Annotated in this window: 12 protein-coding genes and 1 pseudogene; 3 read left to right on the top strand and 10 right to left on the bottom strand. The window is 47.1% G+C overall.

The window, feature by feature from the left end; all coding sequences use genetic code 11:
• Positions 1-97 precede the first annotated feature (97 nt).
• Together F7D20_RS12815 and F7D20_RS12810 are read right to left on the bottom strand one after the other, a co-directional pair.
• Entirely contained in the window at positions 98-1,795 is a 1,698-nt protein-coding gene (locus tag F7D20_RS12815; RefSeq protein WP_158464385.1) for a RagB/SusD family nutrient uptake outer membrane protein, read from the bottom strand.
• Positions 1,796-1,810: 15 nt separating this feature from the next.
• Positions 1,811-4,510 (bottom strand): SusC/RagA family TonB-linked outer membrane protein, encoded by a 2,700-nt coding sequence (locus F7D20_RS12810; protein WP_158464384.1) that lies wholly within the window; start codon positions 4,508-4,510, stop codon positions 1,811-1,813.
• A gap of 456 nt (positions 4,511-4,966) precedes the next feature.
• Here F7D20_RS12810 and F7D20_RS12805 point away from each other — a divergent pair, with 456 nt between their 5' ends.
• On the top strand, positions 4,967-7,222 hold the full coding sequence (locus F7D20_RS12805; protein ID WP_367383935.1) for a TonB-dependent receptor: 2,256 nt from the start codon (positions 4,967-4,969) through the stop codon (positions 7,220-7,222).
• A 25-nt stretch (positions 7,223-7,247) separates the two neighbouring features.
• Complete coding sequence (pnuC, locus tag F7D20_RS12800; protein ID WP_158464383.1) at positions 7,248-7,835, top strand: nicotinamide riboside transporter PnuC; 588 nt, start codon at positions 7,248-7,250, stop codon at positions 7,833-7,835.
• 65 nt (positions 7,836-7,900) lie between these two features.
• On the opposite strand, the gene dnaA is transcribed toward pnuC, so the two are convergent.
• The 5 genes and pseudogenes from dnaA to F7D20_RS12775 form a co-directional block, all read right to left on the bottom strand.
• Positions 7,901-9,304, bottom strand: a complete 1,404-nt coding sequence (gene dnaA / locus F7D20_RS12795) for a chromosomal replication initiator protein DnaA (protein ID WP_158464382.1) — start codon at positions 9,302-9,304, stop codon at positions 7,901-7,903.
• Positions 9,305-9,407: 103 nt separating this feature from the next.
• Positions 9,408-10,307: an MlaD family protein gene (locus tag F7D20_RS12790; RefSeq protein WP_158464381.1), complete on the bottom strand. Its 900-nt coding sequence runs from the start codon at positions 10,305-10,307 to the stop codon at positions 9,408-9,410.
• 3 nt (positions 10,308-10,310) lie between these two features.
• Positions 10,311-11,573: an N-acetylmuramoyl-L-alanine amidase family protein gene (locus F7D20_RS12785; protein WP_158464380.1), complete on the bottom strand. Its 1,263-nt coding sequence runs from the start codon at positions 11,571-11,573 to the stop codon at positions 10,311-10,313.
• 53 nt (positions 11,574-11,626) lie between these two features.
• On the bottom strand, positions 11,627-12,010 hold the full coding sequence (gene folB, locus F7D20_RS12780) for a dihydroneopterin aldolase (RefSeq protein WP_158464379.1): 384 nt from the start codon (positions 12,008-12,010) through the stop codon (positions 11,627-11,629).
• A pseudogene (locus F7D20_RS12775) lies at positions 11,994-12,497 on the bottom strand (adenosylcobalamin-dependent ribonucleoside-diphosphate reductase); the annotation flags it as partial. The gene folB and the pseudogene F7D20_RS12775, both read right to left, overlap by 17 nt.
• 400 nt (positions 12,498-12,897) lie before the next feature.
• Here F7D20_RS12775 and F7D20_RS12770 point away from each other — a divergent pair.
• Positions 12,898-13,635 (top strand): nitroreductase family protein, encoded by a 738-nt coding sequence (locus tag F7D20_RS12770; protein WP_158464378.1) that lies wholly within the window; start codon positions 12,898-12,900, stop codon positions 13,633-13,635.
• A 155-nt stretch (positions 13,636-13,790) separates the two neighbouring features.
• Here F7D20_RS12770 and F7D20_RS12765 read toward each other — a convergent pair whose 3' ends face one another.
• The 3 genes from F7D20_RS12765 to F7D20_RS12755 are packed head-to-tail and all read right to left on the bottom strand — an operon-like array spanning position 13,791 to position 17,630.
• Complete coding sequence (locus F7D20_RS12765) at positions 13,791-15,257, bottom strand: MFS transporter (protein WP_158464377.1); 1,467 nt, start codon at positions 15,255-15,257, stop codon at positions 13,791-13,793.
• Between the two features lie 28 nt (positions 15,258-15,285).
• The gene (kduI, locus tag F7D20_RS12760) at positions 15,286-16,251 is read right to left on the bottom strand and encodes a 5-dehydro-4-deoxy-D-glucuronate isomerase (RefSeq protein WP_158464376.1); all 966 of its coding nucleotides are present in this window, start codon (positions 16,249-16,251) and stop codon (positions 15,286-15,288) included.
• Between the two features lie 2 nt (positions 16,252-16,253).
• Complete coding sequence (locus tag F7D20_RS12755) at positions 16,254-17,630, bottom strand: PTS galactitol transporter subunit IIC (protein ID WP_158464375.1); 1,377 nt, start codon at positions 17,628-17,630, stop codon at positions 16,254-16,256.
• Positions 17,631-18,591 lie beyond the last annotated feature (961 nt).

The raw sequence follows: 18,591 nt of genomic DNA, 5'->3' as shown, positions 1-18,591 counted from the left end.
CAAGGCAAAGACTTGCCTCGCCTATCAAGGCCAATTCTGGTCATCTATTAAGACCAACGTCAGCCACCTATTATGACCAAAGTCTTCTGATATTCCTCTATTTTTCGTACCCCTTATTCTGAATGAGTTTTTTATTCAGATTGATACACTTTTGCGGAATGGGGAACACCGTCGTGTAGCCTGACTGTTCGTTTGGCAATGGTTCTCGTAGATCATAAGCCCCAGTGAAGAGGCCGAAGCGAATCAAGTCTTGACGCCTCCAACCTTCCCAAACAAGTTCAAGCAAACGTTCGCGCAAGATATTCTCGAGTGAAGCCTCACAGACAGGCATTCCTACACGCAAGCGCACAGCATCGAGTTCGGCACTACCATCCTCTCCATTGCGCACTTTAGCCTCAGCTTTCATCAAGAGAGCATCAGCATAACGGAAAAGCACAATATCGTTGCTTATCAGTCTACCGTCCATATAAGCAGTACGGTCCACCTCATACTTAGCCATTCTGGCGCCCGCAGTCTTGACATAAGGGCTGTTAGTAAGATTTTGTTTCACCTCAAGAGGTTGATATTCAAGAGCTTTACCATTATCCATCAGAACATTCTTTCCATCAACCTTCACCATACCAGCCACGAAATTGGCCTTGCATCGTGCATCCTCATCTGCCTCACCATAATGGTTTGTCCTCATCGTGGAAACCGTAGCACAAGTACCATTCTCACTGCCCCATCCAAAGAGCCCGCCATGCGCATAATGATAAGAGCGGAAGAGATAATGGAACTGATTGACATACACGTTCTTATCCATAGGAATCGTAAAGATATTCTCACGAGAGTTTTCATTGTGAGTAGAGAAATTGGCAGCATAATCATCCTCCAACATATAACCCTCCTCTGCCAATTTATCACAATAGTAGATACAGGTTTCCCAGGCATTCAGTTGGTAGTTTCCATTGACAACAGGCTTGTCTGCCAATCTTCCGGCAGCATCATCTGCGTTATGGTTCTCTACAGGAACGTTCAGGACAATATCCTTTCCTCGAGGCCGGTTCTGATAACCGGACGTCCAGTCGTCATAGGTATAGATTTCAGCATTCAACGCCAACTTAGCCAACAAGAAGTTTGCTACAGGCTGTGTGATACGCCCATAGAACTTCCCCTCTTTGTTGCTATGTTCGTCAGGGAGAAAAGGCGAAGCCTGCTGCACCTCGTTAAAAACAAAACGGAAGACTGTACTGCGCGGCACCTGTCCCAAATCCACACCTAACGAAGCCTGTTCGGAAGAAGAAAGAATCAATGGAATCCGCCCGAACATATCCATGGCATAGTAATAGAACAAGGCCCTCACAGCCTTCACTTCTGCCCCATATTCCTGCTGTTGCTGAACAGAGAGCAAGTCTTTCTTTTCATTGATCACATCCAAGGACTTGTTAGCCAGCACGATGACCTTATACAGAAATTTCCATGTATCGTAGAGCGACTGATCGTCAGCAGTCCATCGATGCTGATACATGGCGTTCCATAATCCTCCATCATACCAGTCGCCACCTCGAATTGGAATGATCGCCTCATCGGTGGTGAGAGTATTATAATCATAAATACCTCGGCACGTGCCTTGTATTCCCTCACTCTCATTGGCGCTTCCTATATAGTTGTAGAGCGAAGCCACCGCATTGGTATATATTTCAGAAGCCGACCCATAGATGGCATCTTCGCCAAGTTGGTCTTTAGGATGTTCGTCAAGACAGGAGGTAAGACACATAGCTGCCCATGCTATATATAATAAGGTATAGTGTTTCATATCTGCAAGATGTTTTTAGAATTGAATGCTCAAACCCATAGAGTAAGTGCGATAAACGGGATAAGTCCTCTTATCATCAATACCCATCGTACTGTTGACCACATAACTGTTAATCATCGGTGTCAACCCACTGTAACCTGTTATCGTCGCCAGGTTATTGACACTCAGCGAAAAGCGCAGCGATTTTACCACTCCCTTTTTAATGGGCACGTCATATCCCACGGTGAGATATTCGATATTCAGATAATCACCATTCTCCAGCCAATAGTCAGAGACATTCTGGTCTACAATATTTTTCTCGGGTGCCCCCTTCAGCACATTATAGTCGGGGAAACTCGACATATTGTTGTAAGCCAATCCCGTACCATTGAATATCTTATGTCCGAAGGCACCATTCATCTGCAAGGAGAGATACCAGTCGCGATATCTGAAACTGACATTCGAACCCAGTGTGACCTTAGGTGTAGCCTGACCAGCAATATACCGGTCGCCACCATCACTCAGGTCCACCGTTCCATTCCTGTCCAGATCTTCAATATCATAGCGATAATGTCCGTTTCCATCCTCTACCAATCCCTTGCAATGAGGCAGATAGAAGACTCCCAGCGGCTGACCGACAATCTGATAAACCACATTGTTGTAACCTCCATGCTGCCCAGCTCCCGACAAGCCTCCCATAGCCGTCACATCGGCTGCCGACATCTGCATGCCTTTATACTCGCCACTGAGCGACAAGAGTTTGTTCTTCTGCCACGCCAGGTTCATATTGATATTAAGTTCCATATCCTTCTTCTGCACAGGAGTAACCGAGAAACCGATTTCAAGCCCTTGGTTGCTCATCGAGCCTATATTCGCCAGCAATTTGTCGTAGGCGAATGGCGGAACCGGCACATCGTAGGCATAAAGCATATCAGTCGTTTTGGAGTAATAATATTCTGCCGTCATGACCAGCCGATTGTTCCACAATCCCAAGTCGGCACCAATGTTCCAGGTGGAACGAGTCTCCCACTTCAAGTCTGGATTATTGTTTCTTATCATGCCCATCGTCACCGTAGGCGAGCTGTTTATTGACACGATACCATTCTGCCGCACCGTATTCATGGTGGTATAAGAAGAAATTCCTCCAAGATTTCCCGAACGTCCATAACCCGTACGAAGTTTCAGCATCGTGATATCATCTATATGACACAACCACTTCTCGCGTTTCATGTCCCACGACATCGACAGCGACGGGAAAAAGCCCCAGGTATGATCATCGCCAACCATCGAGGAACCATCACCACGAACCGACACCGATACGGCATATCTGCCTAACAGAGTATAGTCGGCTCCAGCCATCACCGAAGCCAGCGCTGGGTCTTCATAATTGCTGTCGGTACCTCCAAAAGGTCGTGAGGCAGCAGCGCCTATGTTATGATAACCCATATCGTTGTTGGTAATGCCCTTGGCAGAAGTCCAGAACCCCGAGCGCACATCTTTCTGATACTCAGCGCCCGCCATCGCCTTCAGGTCGTGTATTCCCCATACATGCTGATAGTTTGCCTGCACATTGGCAAGCCATTCCTCACTCTTGAACTCACCGCGATACAGATTGCCCTGAGCCCAGACCCATGTAGGACAAAACTGGTCGTTCTCGTTAGAAGCATAGCTGTAAGCCCCAAAACCAGAAACGCTCAAGTCTTTCGAGATGTCATAGCTCAGTTTCAGATGAGCATTAAAATTCATGTTCTTTGTGTCATTCCGCTCAACCAACAAAGCTCCGGGAGGATTGATCTGCGAAGCCGATCCATTCTTCAGCCAGCTGCCATTCACTCTGTCATATGGATAGGTGGGATTCATGGCATCAGCCGAATAAAAGAGCATCTGATTATCGAAGATATCGTTGTTCTTGAATGAAGATCCAAACACGCCGAAGTCGCCCGTGAGCCTGTCGCCGAAGGCTTTCTGTGTAACATCAATCTTTGCCACCAAGTTGCGATACCCCTTGCTTCGGATGATGGTATTGTGGTCTATATAGCCAAAAGAAGCCCGATAGTTGCTGTGCGGAGTACCGCCGCTGAAAGCCAGATAATGGTTTTGCACCTGTCCGGTACGGGTAATTGCCTTACGAAAATTGGTATTGTAGCCTTTATCGTTATACTCGAGTCCTAATTTTTGCGCAGCAGCAATGTATTCTGCAGCATTGAGCATCTCCATACTCTTACACATGGCCTCAAGTCCGAAGTTCCCCTCGTAAGAGATCTGAAATCCCCTACCCGTTCCTTTCTTGGTCTTTACCTGTATGACACCCGAGGCACCACGCGATCCATAAAGGGCTGTCTCACTGGCATTCTTCAGCACAGTAAAACTCTCGATATCAGCAGGATAAATAGTAGCAAGCGTAGCCACATCCGATGTCACCCCATCGATAATAACCAGCGGATCGCTGCCGCCCATGATAGACGTGGTGCCACGCACACGCACAGAGTTGAGCATGGCCATTCGGTCAAGTCCATTGCTTGTCACGTTCACACCTGCCGTCTGTCCGTTCAAGGCATCGAGTGCATTATTGACCACACCCTTTTTGAGCAGTTCCGGCTCAACGACATTCATTGTTCCCGGCAGATGCAATGTGTCCAACACGAAAGACTGTTCGCTCTGAGCCTTTACTGCCAAAGGAGCCGACAGCGCCAGGGCACAAATCATTCTACATATAAATTTCCTCTTATGCTTCATATATTGTTTAGGTTAAAGATATGCTGCAAAAATATAAAAAAAATGCGAACTACATAACAAATCTACAAAAAAATCTTCTTCTTGTTCTTATCAAAATTCCATAAACCTTATTTCCAGTCCAATAAAAAGAAGAAGCCTTAAAACAAAAACAAAATAAACATTCGATTTATTTTGCAGTATATATCTTTTGTTGTAACTTTGCACCCGGTTAGCAAAATGCTAACTAAGGGGTGCTACCGCAGTTGCGGATGCTGAGATCAGACCCATCGAACCTGTCCAGGCAATGCTGGCGTAGGGAAAATGAGAAAAACCGATGGCAGGCGCAAGCCTCATGGCTTGCCTGTGTTCTATATCCACACACCTCTTTATATTTTATACATTATATATAATAAAAGGAAATGAAAAAAGATTTGTTGCTTTTTGCAGCCTTCATCTTCGGCGTAGCGACTACAGCCGGTGCTGCAAAAAAAAAACAAAGCAGGAGAACGCATCGACACTCTGAAGGCAAGACAGCTGCAGGAGGTCCAGGTTATTTCGACACGTGCAAGCAAGAAAGCACCTTTGGCTTTCACCAATGTCAGCAAAAACGATATTCAGGCTGTCAATTATGGCAAGGACATTCCTTACCTGTTGGCACTCACTCCTTCTATCACTCTTACCTCGGATGCAGGTAACGGAATCGGCTATACCACGCTTCGAGTACGTGGCACAGACCCAAGCCGCGTAAACATCACAGCCAACGGAATCCCTATGAATGATGCCGAGAGCAGTTCACTCTTCTGGGTCAACTTCAGCGATTTCGCTTCCAGCACACAGAGCATACAGATTCAACGTGGTGTGGGAACCTCTACCAATGGCGCAGGTGCCTTCGGAGCTACTGTCAACATGCTGACAGACAATATTGGTGCCAAGCCATACGTTGGTCTTGACGTATCAGGCGGCAGCTATTACTCTCACAAGGAGACTGTTCGCTTCAGCACAGGTCTTATCAACGGCCACTGGGGTTTGCAGGGACGACTGTCCAACATCGGCAGCAAGGGTTATCTCGACCGTGCTTCAGCCAAGTTGAACAGCTACTTCCTCCAGGCAGGCTACTTCAGCGACAACACCATGGTGAAGTTCATCACCTTCAATGGTCAGGAGGAAACTTACCACGCATGGAACTACACATCCAAGTATGAGCAGAGCCTTTATGGCCGTCGCTACAACTCTTGTGGCGAATATACAGATGTAAACGGAAACCGCGCTTACTATGACAACCAAACTGATAACTATCACTCTCAGAACTATCAGCTCATCTGGAACCAGCGCCTCACCAATCTTTGGAACCTCAATGCTGCGCTCCACTATACCCGTGGCGATGGTTACTACGAAGAGTATAAGTGCCATAAAGACTATGCCGAGTATGGTCTGAACACAACCGAACTGAAGAATGATCTCATCCGTCGCAAGCAGATGGGCAACGACTTCTATGGTGCAATCGCTTCCGTCAACTACGACAACCAGAAGAACCTCACCGCTAACATTGGTGGTGGTTGGAACAAATATGATGGTGACCACTGGGGAAATGTGCTTTGGCACAAGGTAAACGGAGATATCGCTCGTGTCAATAATTTCGAGTACTATCGCAACAATGCCAAGAAGACCGACTTCAACATCTATGGCAAGGAAAGCTACGAGTTTGTCAAGGGTCTCAGCGCCTTCCTCGACTTGCAGTATCGCCACGTTAATGTGAAGATGCAAGACCCAAGCGATTGGTTCATTGGCAACAGCTTCACTGGTGACTATATCATTAACGAGAAGTACGACTTCTTCAATCCTAAGTTTGGATTCAACTACGATATCAACGCCAACAACAAGGTGTACATCTCTTACGCCATCGCACACAAGGAACCAGTAAGAAATAACTACGAGGCTTGGAATGCAGGTTCTGAGAAGCCTAAGGCCGAGCGTCTCAACGATTTGGAGCTGGGCTATAAGTACCAGAGCAGCAAGTTCTCAGCCGGTGCCAACTTCTACTATATGAACTACAAGAACCAGTTTGTGCTGACAGGTGAGCTCAATAGCATCGGCGAGGCTGTAACACGCAACTTCGAAAAGACTTATCGTATGGGTGTAGAGTTGGAGGCTGCATGGAAGCCAGTAAGCTGGTTCCAATGGGATGCCAATGCCACATGGTCAAAGAACCGTGCCAAGGATATGATGGTAACATTGGAAGATGGCGAGACCAACGTCAACTTAGGTGAGACACCACTAAGTTTCTCTCCTGACTTCATCTTCAACAACATCCTCACCTTCCAGTACGCAGGTTTCAAGGCTGCCATCCAGAGCCAGTATGTCAGCGACCAATACCTGACCAACACCGGTTTCAAGACCATGGAGTGCAACGACAATGTAAACGAAGACTACGAGCCAGTTGGCAATACTTGCTACGAGACCCTGTTATTGAAGAAGCACTTCACCACCAACATTGACCTGAGCTACCACTTCTCTTTGAAGAAGATCGGCTTGAAGGATGCCACCATCGGTGTGACACTCTACAACATCTTCGATACGAAGTACGACAACAATGGTTGGGCAGCACCAACATATCGTATGGTAGACGGCAAGGTAATTGCAGTCAACTTATGGGGTAGCCGCGACTATGGTGCAGCAGGTTTTGCTCCATCAGCACCATTCAACTGCATGGCTCATCTCTCTATCAATTTCTAATCATCGACAAAACGACTAAAACATCATGATGGATTTCATCACATCACATGGTTTAGACATCATCACCACGGTACTCGGACTGGTTTACATCCTGTTGGAGTACCGTGCCAGCATTTATCTCTGGCTGATAGGAATTGTGATGCCAGCCCTTGACATCTGGCTTTACTGGGGTCATGGTCTTTATGGCGATGCCGGTATGGCTGCTTACTATACCGTGGCTGCAGTCTATGGATATGCCGTATGGAAGTTTGGCAAGAAGCACAACCAAAAGGCTGAGGAAGAGCTGCCGATTACCCGCATGCGCAAGTCGCTCTATCTTCCTGCCACCGTCTTCTTCCTTGTGGCATGGGGACTCACCTATTATATATTGGCAACCTATACTAATTCTACGGTTCCACTTCTCGACGGTTTCACCAACGCCCTGAGCTTTGTGGGTCTGTGGGCCTTGGCACGCAAGTACATCGAGCAATGGTTCTTCTGGATCATCGTCGATGTAGTATGCTGCTACCTGTATATCGTAAAAGGCATACCCTTCAAGGCTGGTCTCTACGGATTGTATGTCATCATTGCCGTAGCAGGCTATTTCAAATGGAAGAAGATGATAAAACAATAAATAACTACTATAACCTCTGAACTTACTTACGAAAGTTCTATAAAACATTGAAGCTAAAAAACTAACTATTCGTTGTTTTTCAGCTTCAATGAGTTTTCTATGCTGGTCAGTTCATCTCTGAAGTCAGCATCCAGCTTCAGTCTTTGCTCTACCTTTGTGCAACTGTGAATCACCGTACTGTGATCTCTGTTGCCCACGAGCTTTCCTATACGCGAGGCCGGCATTTTGGTATGCTTGGCAGCCAAAAACATCGTCACCTGTCTTGCCACCACGAACTCACGCTTACGGCTCTTGCTGTGAATGGCTGTAGGAGTGACATTGAAATGATGACATACTTTATCTATAATATCATCCATTGTGAGCGGATGGTCGTCAATCTTCACAGCCCGCTTGATGACACGCTCTGCCAGTCGGATATCGATATTGCTGTTATATACGATACTGTAAGCCAGAAGTCCATTGATAGCACCTTCGAGGTCGCGCACACTTCCATTACAAGTCTGTGAAATGAAAGCCACCACATCAGCAGGAATCTGCAACCCATCTCTTCGTATCTTGCTTACCAGAATGTCCACGCAGAGTTGCACATTCGGCTTCTCCAGCTCTGCCACCAGTCCACAAGAGAAACGGGTAAGCAGTCGGTCGGGCATATCCTTCAGTTCTACCGGAGGACGGTCGCTCGCCAATATGATTCTCTTTCCGTTACGAAAGAGGCTGTTGAAGATATGAAAGAAGGTATTAAGGGTCTTGGTCTTTCCTGCCCACTCCTGAATATCATCCACTATCAGCATGTCTATTGTCTGATAGAAGTTGATGAAATCGTTGGTGGAGTTGTGAAGCACCGCCTCTATATACTGGTTCTGGAAGAGGCGTGCGCTGACATACAGCACTCTCTTCTTGGGATAAGTCTTCTTGGTCAGCACACCGATGGCATTGACAAGATGCGTCTTGCCACTACCAGACGGACCATAGATAAACATGGGGTTAAACTGAGTGGTATTGGGATGTTCGGCAATAGAATAGCCTACCGAACGCGGCAACTTGTTGCTGGCACCCTCCACATAGTTGTTGAACGTGAGCTTAGGATCAAGCTGCGTATCGATGTCTTCGGGCTGCTGCACTTTAGGCTGTTCGGCCTGTATACGTCTCTGCTCAGCCACATCCACATCATTAGGATCGGCTTCGAGGACTATCGTCTTCTTGTGTTCCAAGTCGGCAACGACACGGTAAGTCAATCTTACTCCCTCACCGAAGTTACGCTGCAGCACCTTGCTCAGCAAGTCCACATAGTTAGCCTCCAGATACTCATAGAAGAAGGTACTGGGCACCCTAAGCAACAAAGTCTTCGTAGCCGGTTTGTACGACTCGAAGACGATGGGCTCAAACCAAGTCTTATATTGGTCGGGCTTCACTGCATCGCGAATAACGGCGAGACAATTATCCCAGAGTGGTTTTGGACTTGCTAACATTCTCTATATGATATATTTACTATTTATTTTTACTTTACAGGCAGCTCCAAACAAAGCGAACCTGTCTGCAAAGTTATAAAATAAATAGCAAATACACAAATCTTTATTTATCTTTCTTGCCAAAGATTGAAAAATGTACATAGCGCTTAGGATGCTGTCTCAGGTTGACAACCAACGAGTCGGCATCGCGCATGGTGGCATTGAGATTATGATACAACTGCGGATCGTTCATCAACAGCCCGAGTGTTCCCTTGTCACTATTCAGTTTGTTGGTGAATTCCTCTGCATTTGCCAAGGTACGGTTCACCCTGTCGAGTGTACCCTGCACATCGAGACCGGCCAGGTTGGCAGTCAGCTTGTTGGTATTGTCGAGTACACCGTTGGCACGGTTGATCATACCAGGCACCTGCTTGTTGAGACCTGTCATCAGAGTGTTCAGCTCACGGGTAGACACGGTGAGGTTGGATGTGATGGTCTGTACATTGTGCAGTGATGCTGCCAGGGCAGGGTCAGCAAGGAGAGCATTAAGGCTACCCAGTATAGAATCGAGTTTGGGCAGCATCTTCTCGATGGCAGGCACCATATCTGCCACCTTTCCCATGGCTCCTGCATTCACGTCACCGGGGATGATGCCTCCTGGCTCTATGCGTTCACGGGGATTGGTGGCCAGGAGCAGATTCACCTGCAGGTTGCCCATGAGGTCCTTCTCTATCTCTGCCTTACTGCCGGCAGGTATACGCAAAGCCTTGTCGATATCAGCCTTCACCTTGATAGGTCCATCCTGACCATAGTCAAATTCTATCGCGTCTACTGTTCCCACCTTGTAACCATCGGCATAGATAGGAGTAGAGGCTCCCAATCCCTGAATGTCGTTAAAGGTAATGTAATAGTAGTTGTGTGACGAGAAAAGGTTGATGCCCTTCAGAAAGTTGATTCCGAAGTACATAATCAATATGCCCACGACAGCCACAAGAGCTATCTTTATTTCCTTGCTCATTTTCATATCTTATTTGTTCTTGTTCTGTTTATACTCTCTTATTGCCTGACCTACATCATACTTCTGTCCGTTTTTGAAGGCAATGATGAAAGCCTCGGGGAACTTTTCGAGCAGCGACTTGCGCAGTCGGTATATCTCATTATAGTTGGTCGAGGCTCCCATAGTGTATTTCACCATGCCGTTCTCCTGATAGGAATCATATTCGGTCTCACCCTTCAGATGGCTGTCTCCTGTCCGCAGCACCCTGCTGCTTGCCAGAATCTGCACCTTGAACACGGGGGCATCCTTCGTCTGGTTCTGAGCTTTGACCACTTTTTTCTGGTTCTGCTTATGCTCCGGCTCCTCCACCTTTCTCACGGGTGCCGTACGGGGGTGGGCAACACGGGTTGATCGGGTAGCTGGCTTTGCCACTGCCGGTGCCTTTTCTTCCTTATAGTCTGAAGGTACGATGGTAGGCACCTCTGCCTTGTCGTCATCCGTAGGACGGTAAGGTACCGACACGCCCTTGTCGTATCTATCCTTATACTGGGCAAAAGCCTGATAGATGCCACGTGCTATGTCGTCCACACGGTTAGTCGAGTTGAGGAGTTGCTCCTCATCGGGTGTGGTGATGAAGCCCAACTCTATCAGACAGCCTGGCATAGATGTTTCGCGCAGCACCAGGAATCCCGCCTGGTGTACTCCCTTATTGGGTCGGTTGGCACCAGTGCATACACTCTTTTGAATCATTCGCGCCAGTTCCACGCTTCGTTCCATATTCTTTCCCTGTATGAACTCGAAGATGATATAGCTCTCCGACGACCTGGGGTCGAATCCCTGATAGGTTTGCTGATAGCCTTTCTCCATCGAGATAACCGAGTTCTCTCGCATAGCCACATCGAGGTTGTCCTTGGCCCTGTGCATACCTAAGGTATAGGTCTCGAATCCTCGTGCTATCTTGCCCGCAGGCAAGGCATTGGTATGTACCGATATGAAGAGGTCGGCATTCGCCCTGTTGGCGATATTGGCTCTTTCCTTCAGGGGTATGAACACATCCGTCTTACGGGTGTACACCACCCTGACATCTGGCTGGTTGCGCTCCACGTATCTTCCGAAAGCCAGCGCCACCGACAGGTTGATGTCCTTTTCCTTCGAGATGGTTCCCAAGGCTCCCGCATCATGTCCTCCGTGACCAGCATCGATAACGAGCGTAAAACGTTTGTTGGCCGAGAACGCATTCAAGACCAACAAAAGCCACATGGCCACCAAGGATAATATCTTCTTACTAAACATATATTTGCTTATGATGGTGCAAAATTAAGCATTTCCAATCAGAAAACCTAAATTTAGCACAAAGTTTTATAATTCATTAAGTGTACTTCTATTCCTGCTCCATCGCAATCGGCACCAATGGGCGGATTCACCTTCATGATACTGATGTCGAGACTCTGTATAGCAGGAAACTCGGCAAAGAGGCGCTCCCCTATTCTTCCTGCCACATGTTCCAGCAACTTGCTGGGCACAGCCATCTCCTCTTTCAGCAGGGTGTAGATGTCGGCATAGCTCACCGTGTCCTGCAACTCATCGGTCTGCAGGGCATGGGTGAAATCGCAGTCTGCCACGATGTTCACCACATAGTCATTGCCCACGCTGCGCTCCTGTTCCAGCACTCCATGATAGGCATGAAACCTGACATTGCGCAGGAAGATGCGGCTATTCTTTACCTTCATGCTCATCCTCCTTCTCCGACTGTTGGGTCTCCTCGCATACATACTTCTTCAGCGCACGCTCCACGCCTACCTTCCAGGTATTGATACTCTCGGAGGTCAACTGCAGCTGACTCACCAACTTGATGACATGCTCTATAGGCATGCGGTATCTGAGCACGCCCGATATCAGCTTGGCATAGTTCCAGTATTCAGGATTGAAGCGCTCACTCAGTCCCTCAATGGTCATCTTGTATCCTCGCTTGTTGAAAAACTGGAAGTCGTAACGCTTGGTGCCATCGTTGTTCACCTCCTTCACGATTCGGCCTTTCATCACCGACTTGGGCAGCATGATGCCTTCCTCGTCGTCGAGCAAACCTGTAAATATTTCATAAGGATGACCATCGAGCAAGCCGATAAGCGCCACCCACTTGTCTTTATTGTTCTGAAATCTCACCACATCACAGTCCAACACCTTGGGCCGCACTTCCACCACCTCGGGATGGCAAGGCTGTACGTCCAGCTCATCATTCACCCGCTTCACCAATTCACGATGCAGCTTGGCGAAATCTACATCCTCGCCTTCAAAACGCTGCCGGAAAGCCGAAAGGGTATGGTGCACTTTCTCCAACAGCTCAGCCGAAGCCTGTTCGAATGATATATGATCTATATTCTCCATTTACACAGTATGTTCTATGAATATTCTACTAAATTTGGATGCAAATTTAACTTTTATTTCCCAACTATGCAACTTTTTGCAGCACAAATGAAACAAAAAGGAAAAAGAATACACCGAAATCAAGAAAGAATGTGTAACTTTGCATGAACATAGTCGAACGATGACGCATTGATCTGCTGTCATCAATGTGACAGTAAGAGAATTTACACATTAATTATATATATAAGAATTTATGGAATCAATAAAAAACAGAACATCCATTCGCAAATATGCCGACCGCGAAATATCAGAAGAGTTGCTCAACAGCCTGCTGCAGGAAGCTGAGCGCACTCCTACCATGGGCAACCTCCAGCTATACAGCGTTGTGGTAACCCGTAGCGAGGAAGGCAAGAAGGCCTTGGCGCCTGCCCATTTCAACCAGCCTATGGTAACACAAGCACCAGTTGTACTGACCATCTGCGCCGACTATCGCCGCACCACAGCATGGGCAAATCATCGCAAGGCTCATCCTGGTTACGACAACATCCTGTCGTTCATGAATGCCGCCACCGATGCCCTGCTCTTCACCCAGACATTCACAGTCCTGGCAGAAGCGGCAGGCTTGGGTACCTGCTTCTTGGGCACTACGGTCTACATGCCACAGATGATTATCGACACATTACATCTGCCCCAACTCGTCATGCCTGTTGCCACCCTTACCGTTGGATGGCCCGACGAAAAGCCTGCACAGACCGACCGTCTGCCACTGCGTTCCATCGTACACAGCGAAACCTTCGACGACTATACCCCCGAGAAGATTGATGACTTCTATGCCGAGAAAGAGGCACTCGAAGAGAACAAGGAGTTTGTTCGCACCAACCAGGTAGAGACTTTGGCACAGGTATTTACCGACATTCGATATACCAAGAAGGACTGCGAAGCCATGAGCACCGGATTCATGGAGGCGCTCAGAAAGCAGGGATTTATTTAAAGGTAAAAAGGGGAAAAAGTAAAAAGGTAAAAAGGTAAAAAAGGGAAAAGGGAAAAGGCTCCCAAAAGAGAAAATAAAAAAAAAGCGTATCAGCATTTATTTTGCTGATGCGCTTCTTTTTTTATTGAAGTTTCGCATGTGCGAAAGTTGAGTCATTACTCCACTACGATAGGCTTGTACTTAGGAACCAAAGCCTTCATGATGCACCATCCTACGAGGTAAGCCACACTACAGATGCAGAACACAATCATATAGGCACCTGGCTTGCCATCGAAGCCCATGAAGCTGAAGGCAGAACCCTGACCCTCGGCATAGGTGAAGAGCATACCGGAACCCTTGTTGATAAGGAAGGAACCGATACCACCTGCCATAGCGCCAATGCCTGTAATGGTTGCTACAGTACTCTTAGGGAACATATCACCAATAGTAGAATACAGGTTGGCAGACCATGCCTGATGACCTGCACCGAGAAGACCGATGATGACAGCTGGCCACCATGCGCTGTACTCACCCATAGGCTGGGCTATCAAACCGAGCAAAGGGAAGCAAGCAAAGATCAACATCGCACGCATACGGCCGATATACGGATTCATACCCTTCTTGTCCACAAAGTAGGTTGGCAGATAACCACCACCGATACTCAGTACTGTTACGATAGCATAAAGAGTAAAGATGAGGGCGATACCCATGCCAGAGTCTGAAGAATAACCATACTGGTCAGAGAAATAAGCTGGAGCCCAGAACAGGAAGAACCACCATACACCATCGGTCATAAACTTACCGACAATGAATGACCATGTCTGACGGAAGGTAAAGCACTTCATGAAGCCGATAGTCTTCTCCTCGGTTTCCTCAGTCTGCTCTGCAGCAGCAGGAGCAGCCTGCTCAGCTTCCTCATCCTGCTCGATATAGGTAAGCTCAGCCTTGTTGACATGCTTGCTCTTTGATGGTTTCTCGTAGAGCCATAGCCAGAGACCCATCCATACATAACCGAGCACACCGATGATGATGAATGCCCACTCCCAACCCATGCTGCGAGCCAGCAATGGGATAGTGGCAGGAGCTGCCAAAGCACCTACCGAGGCACCGCTGTTGAAGATGGCTGTGGAGAAAGCACGGTCTTTCTTTGGGAAATACTCAGCTGTCACCTTGATGGCTGCAGGGAAGTTGCCTGCCTCACCCACGGCAAGGATCAGACGGCAAGAGAGGAACAACCACACGCTGATGGTGGCAATGGCTACTGCTGCATCGCTGCCTGCCTGTACCAGGCGAAGTGCCTCGATAGAGTCATAACCCTCAATCTGCATGGCTACCCATCCACAGCCGGCGTGCATCACAGCACCTGTTGACCATACAAAGATGGCGATGAGATAACCCTTCTTAGTGCCCATCCAGTCTACAAACTTACCTGCAAAGAGGTTGGCTACGGCATAGAAGATAGAGAAAAGACCGGTAATAGTACCATAGTGATCGTCGGTCCAGTGGAACTCTGGTGCGATAAAGTCTTTCCATGTCAATGAAAGGACCTGACGGTCCATATAATTGACGGTGGTTGCGATGAAGAGCAACGCACAGATCACCCAACGGAAGTTGGACATTTTACTTGTTTGAATTGCATTCATTGATATAGTTTTTAAGTCTTAATGTTATTTATTTCAATTCCGGAATTTTCACTACCTGCATATCGTTATAGATGAGGTTCTCGCCTGCCATACCCCAGATAAAGGTATAGTTGCTGGTACCTGCAGCACAGTGGATCGACCACTCTGGAGCGATCACAGCCTCCTCGTTGTTCAGCCAGATAGGACGTGTCTCCTGTGGCTCACCCATTACGTGGAGAATCTTCTGTCCCTCGGGTACATTATAATAGAAATAGGTCTCCATACGACGAAGATGTGTGTGGGCTGGCATGGTGTTCCATACAGAACCCTCCTTCAGCTCTGTTACACCCATCTGCAACTGACATGTGCGAACACCTGCCACGCCATCGATAATCAACTGATGGATCACGCGGTCGTTGCTCTCCTTCAGACTTCCTGCCTTGATATTGTTAGCCTCCTTGAGCGTTACCTTCTTGGTGGGATAAGACTTATGGGCAGTAGCACTGTTCATATAGAAATGGGCTGGCTTGGCAGCATCCTTGCTGGCAACGGTGATATCCTTGGCACCACGGCCTACATAGAGTGCTTCCTGGAAGCCTAAGGTATAGTTCTTGCCGTCTACGGTTACTATGCCCTCGCCTCCTACATTGATGATACCCAGTTCTCTGTTGTCGAGAAGATTCTTCTGGTCATTGGGCTTCTCCGTATAGAGTGGTGCGATGGATGTGAGCTTCAATGGTGTAGCTGTAGGAACGGCTCCACCGATAAGGAAACGGTCGAACATGGTGTAAGTCCAGTTCACCTGACCTGGAACCATCACCTTTTCGATGGCGAACTCACCACGAAGACGCTTGGTGTCATAATTCTTTGCGTCACGAGGATTGCTGGCATAACGCACATTGTAGTTGGTATAGGCATTCTCTGCCTTTACCTCATAACCTGCATTCTTGCCGCACTGTGCAAAACCCGCACTGGCAAGGAGCAACATTGCTAAAGATAAGATTGTTTTCTTCATTTTTATTGTTGTTTTTTATTCTTCATTTTTCGCTCTTCTTTCACGATTCTGCGGTTGTTGACCACCATCAGGATGATGGTAATGACAAAGAGTAAGGCCATACCGACATACTGCAACTTGACACCACGGTAAATCAACCAGCCAAAGAGGGATGAGGCAAAGTCGAGTGCGCCTCCCGAGAATCCGTCAGGGATATGGGCGGCATTATCGCCAGTGGCTTTATACACCTGATCGGCAGCCATCGTGAAGTCGGGTGCCATATCGGTAACGAAATAAAGTCCGATGATAAGAGCTATCAAACCGATGATAAGGGTCTTCACCACGTTGCCTTTGGTGAAAGGCAAGATGAGTGGGAAGAGATAGAACATACCTGCCAGCGAAGCCAATGGCAAGAACTCGTTGCCTGGCAGGAATACGGCGATGGCAAGGATGACGGGTATCAGGATGACGGACACCACCAAGGTGGTAGGATGACCGATGACAAGTGCTGGACTCATACCGATGTGTACCTTCTTGCCATTGAACTTCTTCTTTACCAACTCCTGAGTCTTCTCCGAGATAGGTTTCAGTCCGTCTATTAATAAAGAGGTGATACGGGGAATCAACTCCATCACAGCTCCCATGGTGACACCGAGGAACAATATCTTTTTGATATCAAGCTGGGCAGCCCATCCTATCAAGGCGCCTACGATAACTCCGAGCACCAATGGCTCGCCCAGAACACCAAACTTCTTCTTCAGTCCTTCGGCATCAATATCCAACTTAGAGAAACCGGGAATCATGTCCAAGAGTTTGTTCAGACCAATAGCGAAAGGCATGAAGCTCTGGCAGAAAGGCTGTGGAATGGAAATACCGTCCAGGTCGTAGTATTTCTGGAACTTCTCTGCAGTGAGATCGGCACATACCAATGTGATGATATAGCACACGATAGCAGCGAAATAACCCCACAACAGACTCTCGCCCATCACAAAGTAAGCCACAGCACCGATAAAGGCGAAGTGCCAGTAGTTCCAAAGATCGATGTTCACGGTACGTGTGGTCTTGGTGATAAGCATCAGGAAGTTGACACCCAAGCAGATGGGGATAATCAAGGCTCCCACCGCTGTATTGTAAGCCACAGCAGCTGCTGCAGGCCATCCCATATCGAAGACATTGAGTTGCAGATGATAAATGTCTGAAATTAACTTCAGAGGATCATTAAAGTTTTTAGTAAGCAATGCAGTTACGACACCCAAGCCCACGAAACCGACACCCACGAAGAGTCCTGACTTCAGCGCCTTACCAAATTTCATTCCGATGCACAGACCGATAACCGTGAAGATGATAGGCATCATCACGCTGGCACCTAAGCTAATGATATAGCTAAACACTTGTTCCATATTACTACTGATAATTAATAAAATTGCCTGCAAGAGCACGTTGCCGTACCTTGCTTCTTTGATTTGTTTTTAGTTTAATTATTATTCAAGGAACACACGAAATGATGAATTTTCATTCTTTCATAACAAAATGTACCTTTGATTTTGCAAAGATACACATTTTTTCTGCAAAACAACATTTTAATTGAGAAATATTAAGTAAAAAGGTTCAATAATCTGTCAGACATGTTACAAAAAATAACAAATTTCGGACATTCGACATTTTTTCTCCACTAAAAAATATTTTTTCCACCTTATACATTATATAAAATAATAATTTTGCAATCGAAAATGATGATAACATCAATTGTGGCAACGCCCCTGTCGTAAGCAACATGGTGGCAACACAATAAACCGTTTCAAGTCTTCAACACAACAACACATTTTTGAAATCTCCAAGGAACAAATCAGCACCTTGGATTAATGCCGTAGCCAAGCTGACAGAGGGATGTGATTAATCAAAATCACTACCTCCGGCTTCTCGGCGGAAATAGCACCAATAGTTGGTAATATCACTTCCCTTTCTGTATAATTGCTGCTTAAAGGGAACATTTGTGCCCCAAGCAGGGCACTATTGTGCCATAAGTAGGCATTTTTATTGCAGCAGTATTTATAAAAATTGCAACACTAATTATAAAAATTGCAGCAGTAATTATAAAAATGGATTACGCAAAAACCCTTCACCCTTCATCTATTCGCGCGGAATCCCGATAAACACAGGGGATTCCAAGGGATAGATGAAGGGTGAAGGGTTTTATGCCAATTCCTTTGCAGCACCAGTGCCATTACCACCGAAATAGGTCAGATAATCAGATTGACCACCATCTCTTGCTGTAGCCTGTACGACACACTTGTTGGCAAAAAAACAATAGAGTAGATGTGGGGAGTTACCCCCAGCACCTCTCATTGCACCGTACGTACG

It is taken from the genome of Segatella copri, from assembly GCF_009495355.1.
Lineage (GTDB): Bacteria > Bacteroidota > Bacteroidia > Bacteroidales > Bacteroidaceae > Prevotella.
This window is presented reverse-complemented; position numbering and strand designations above follow the sequence as displayed.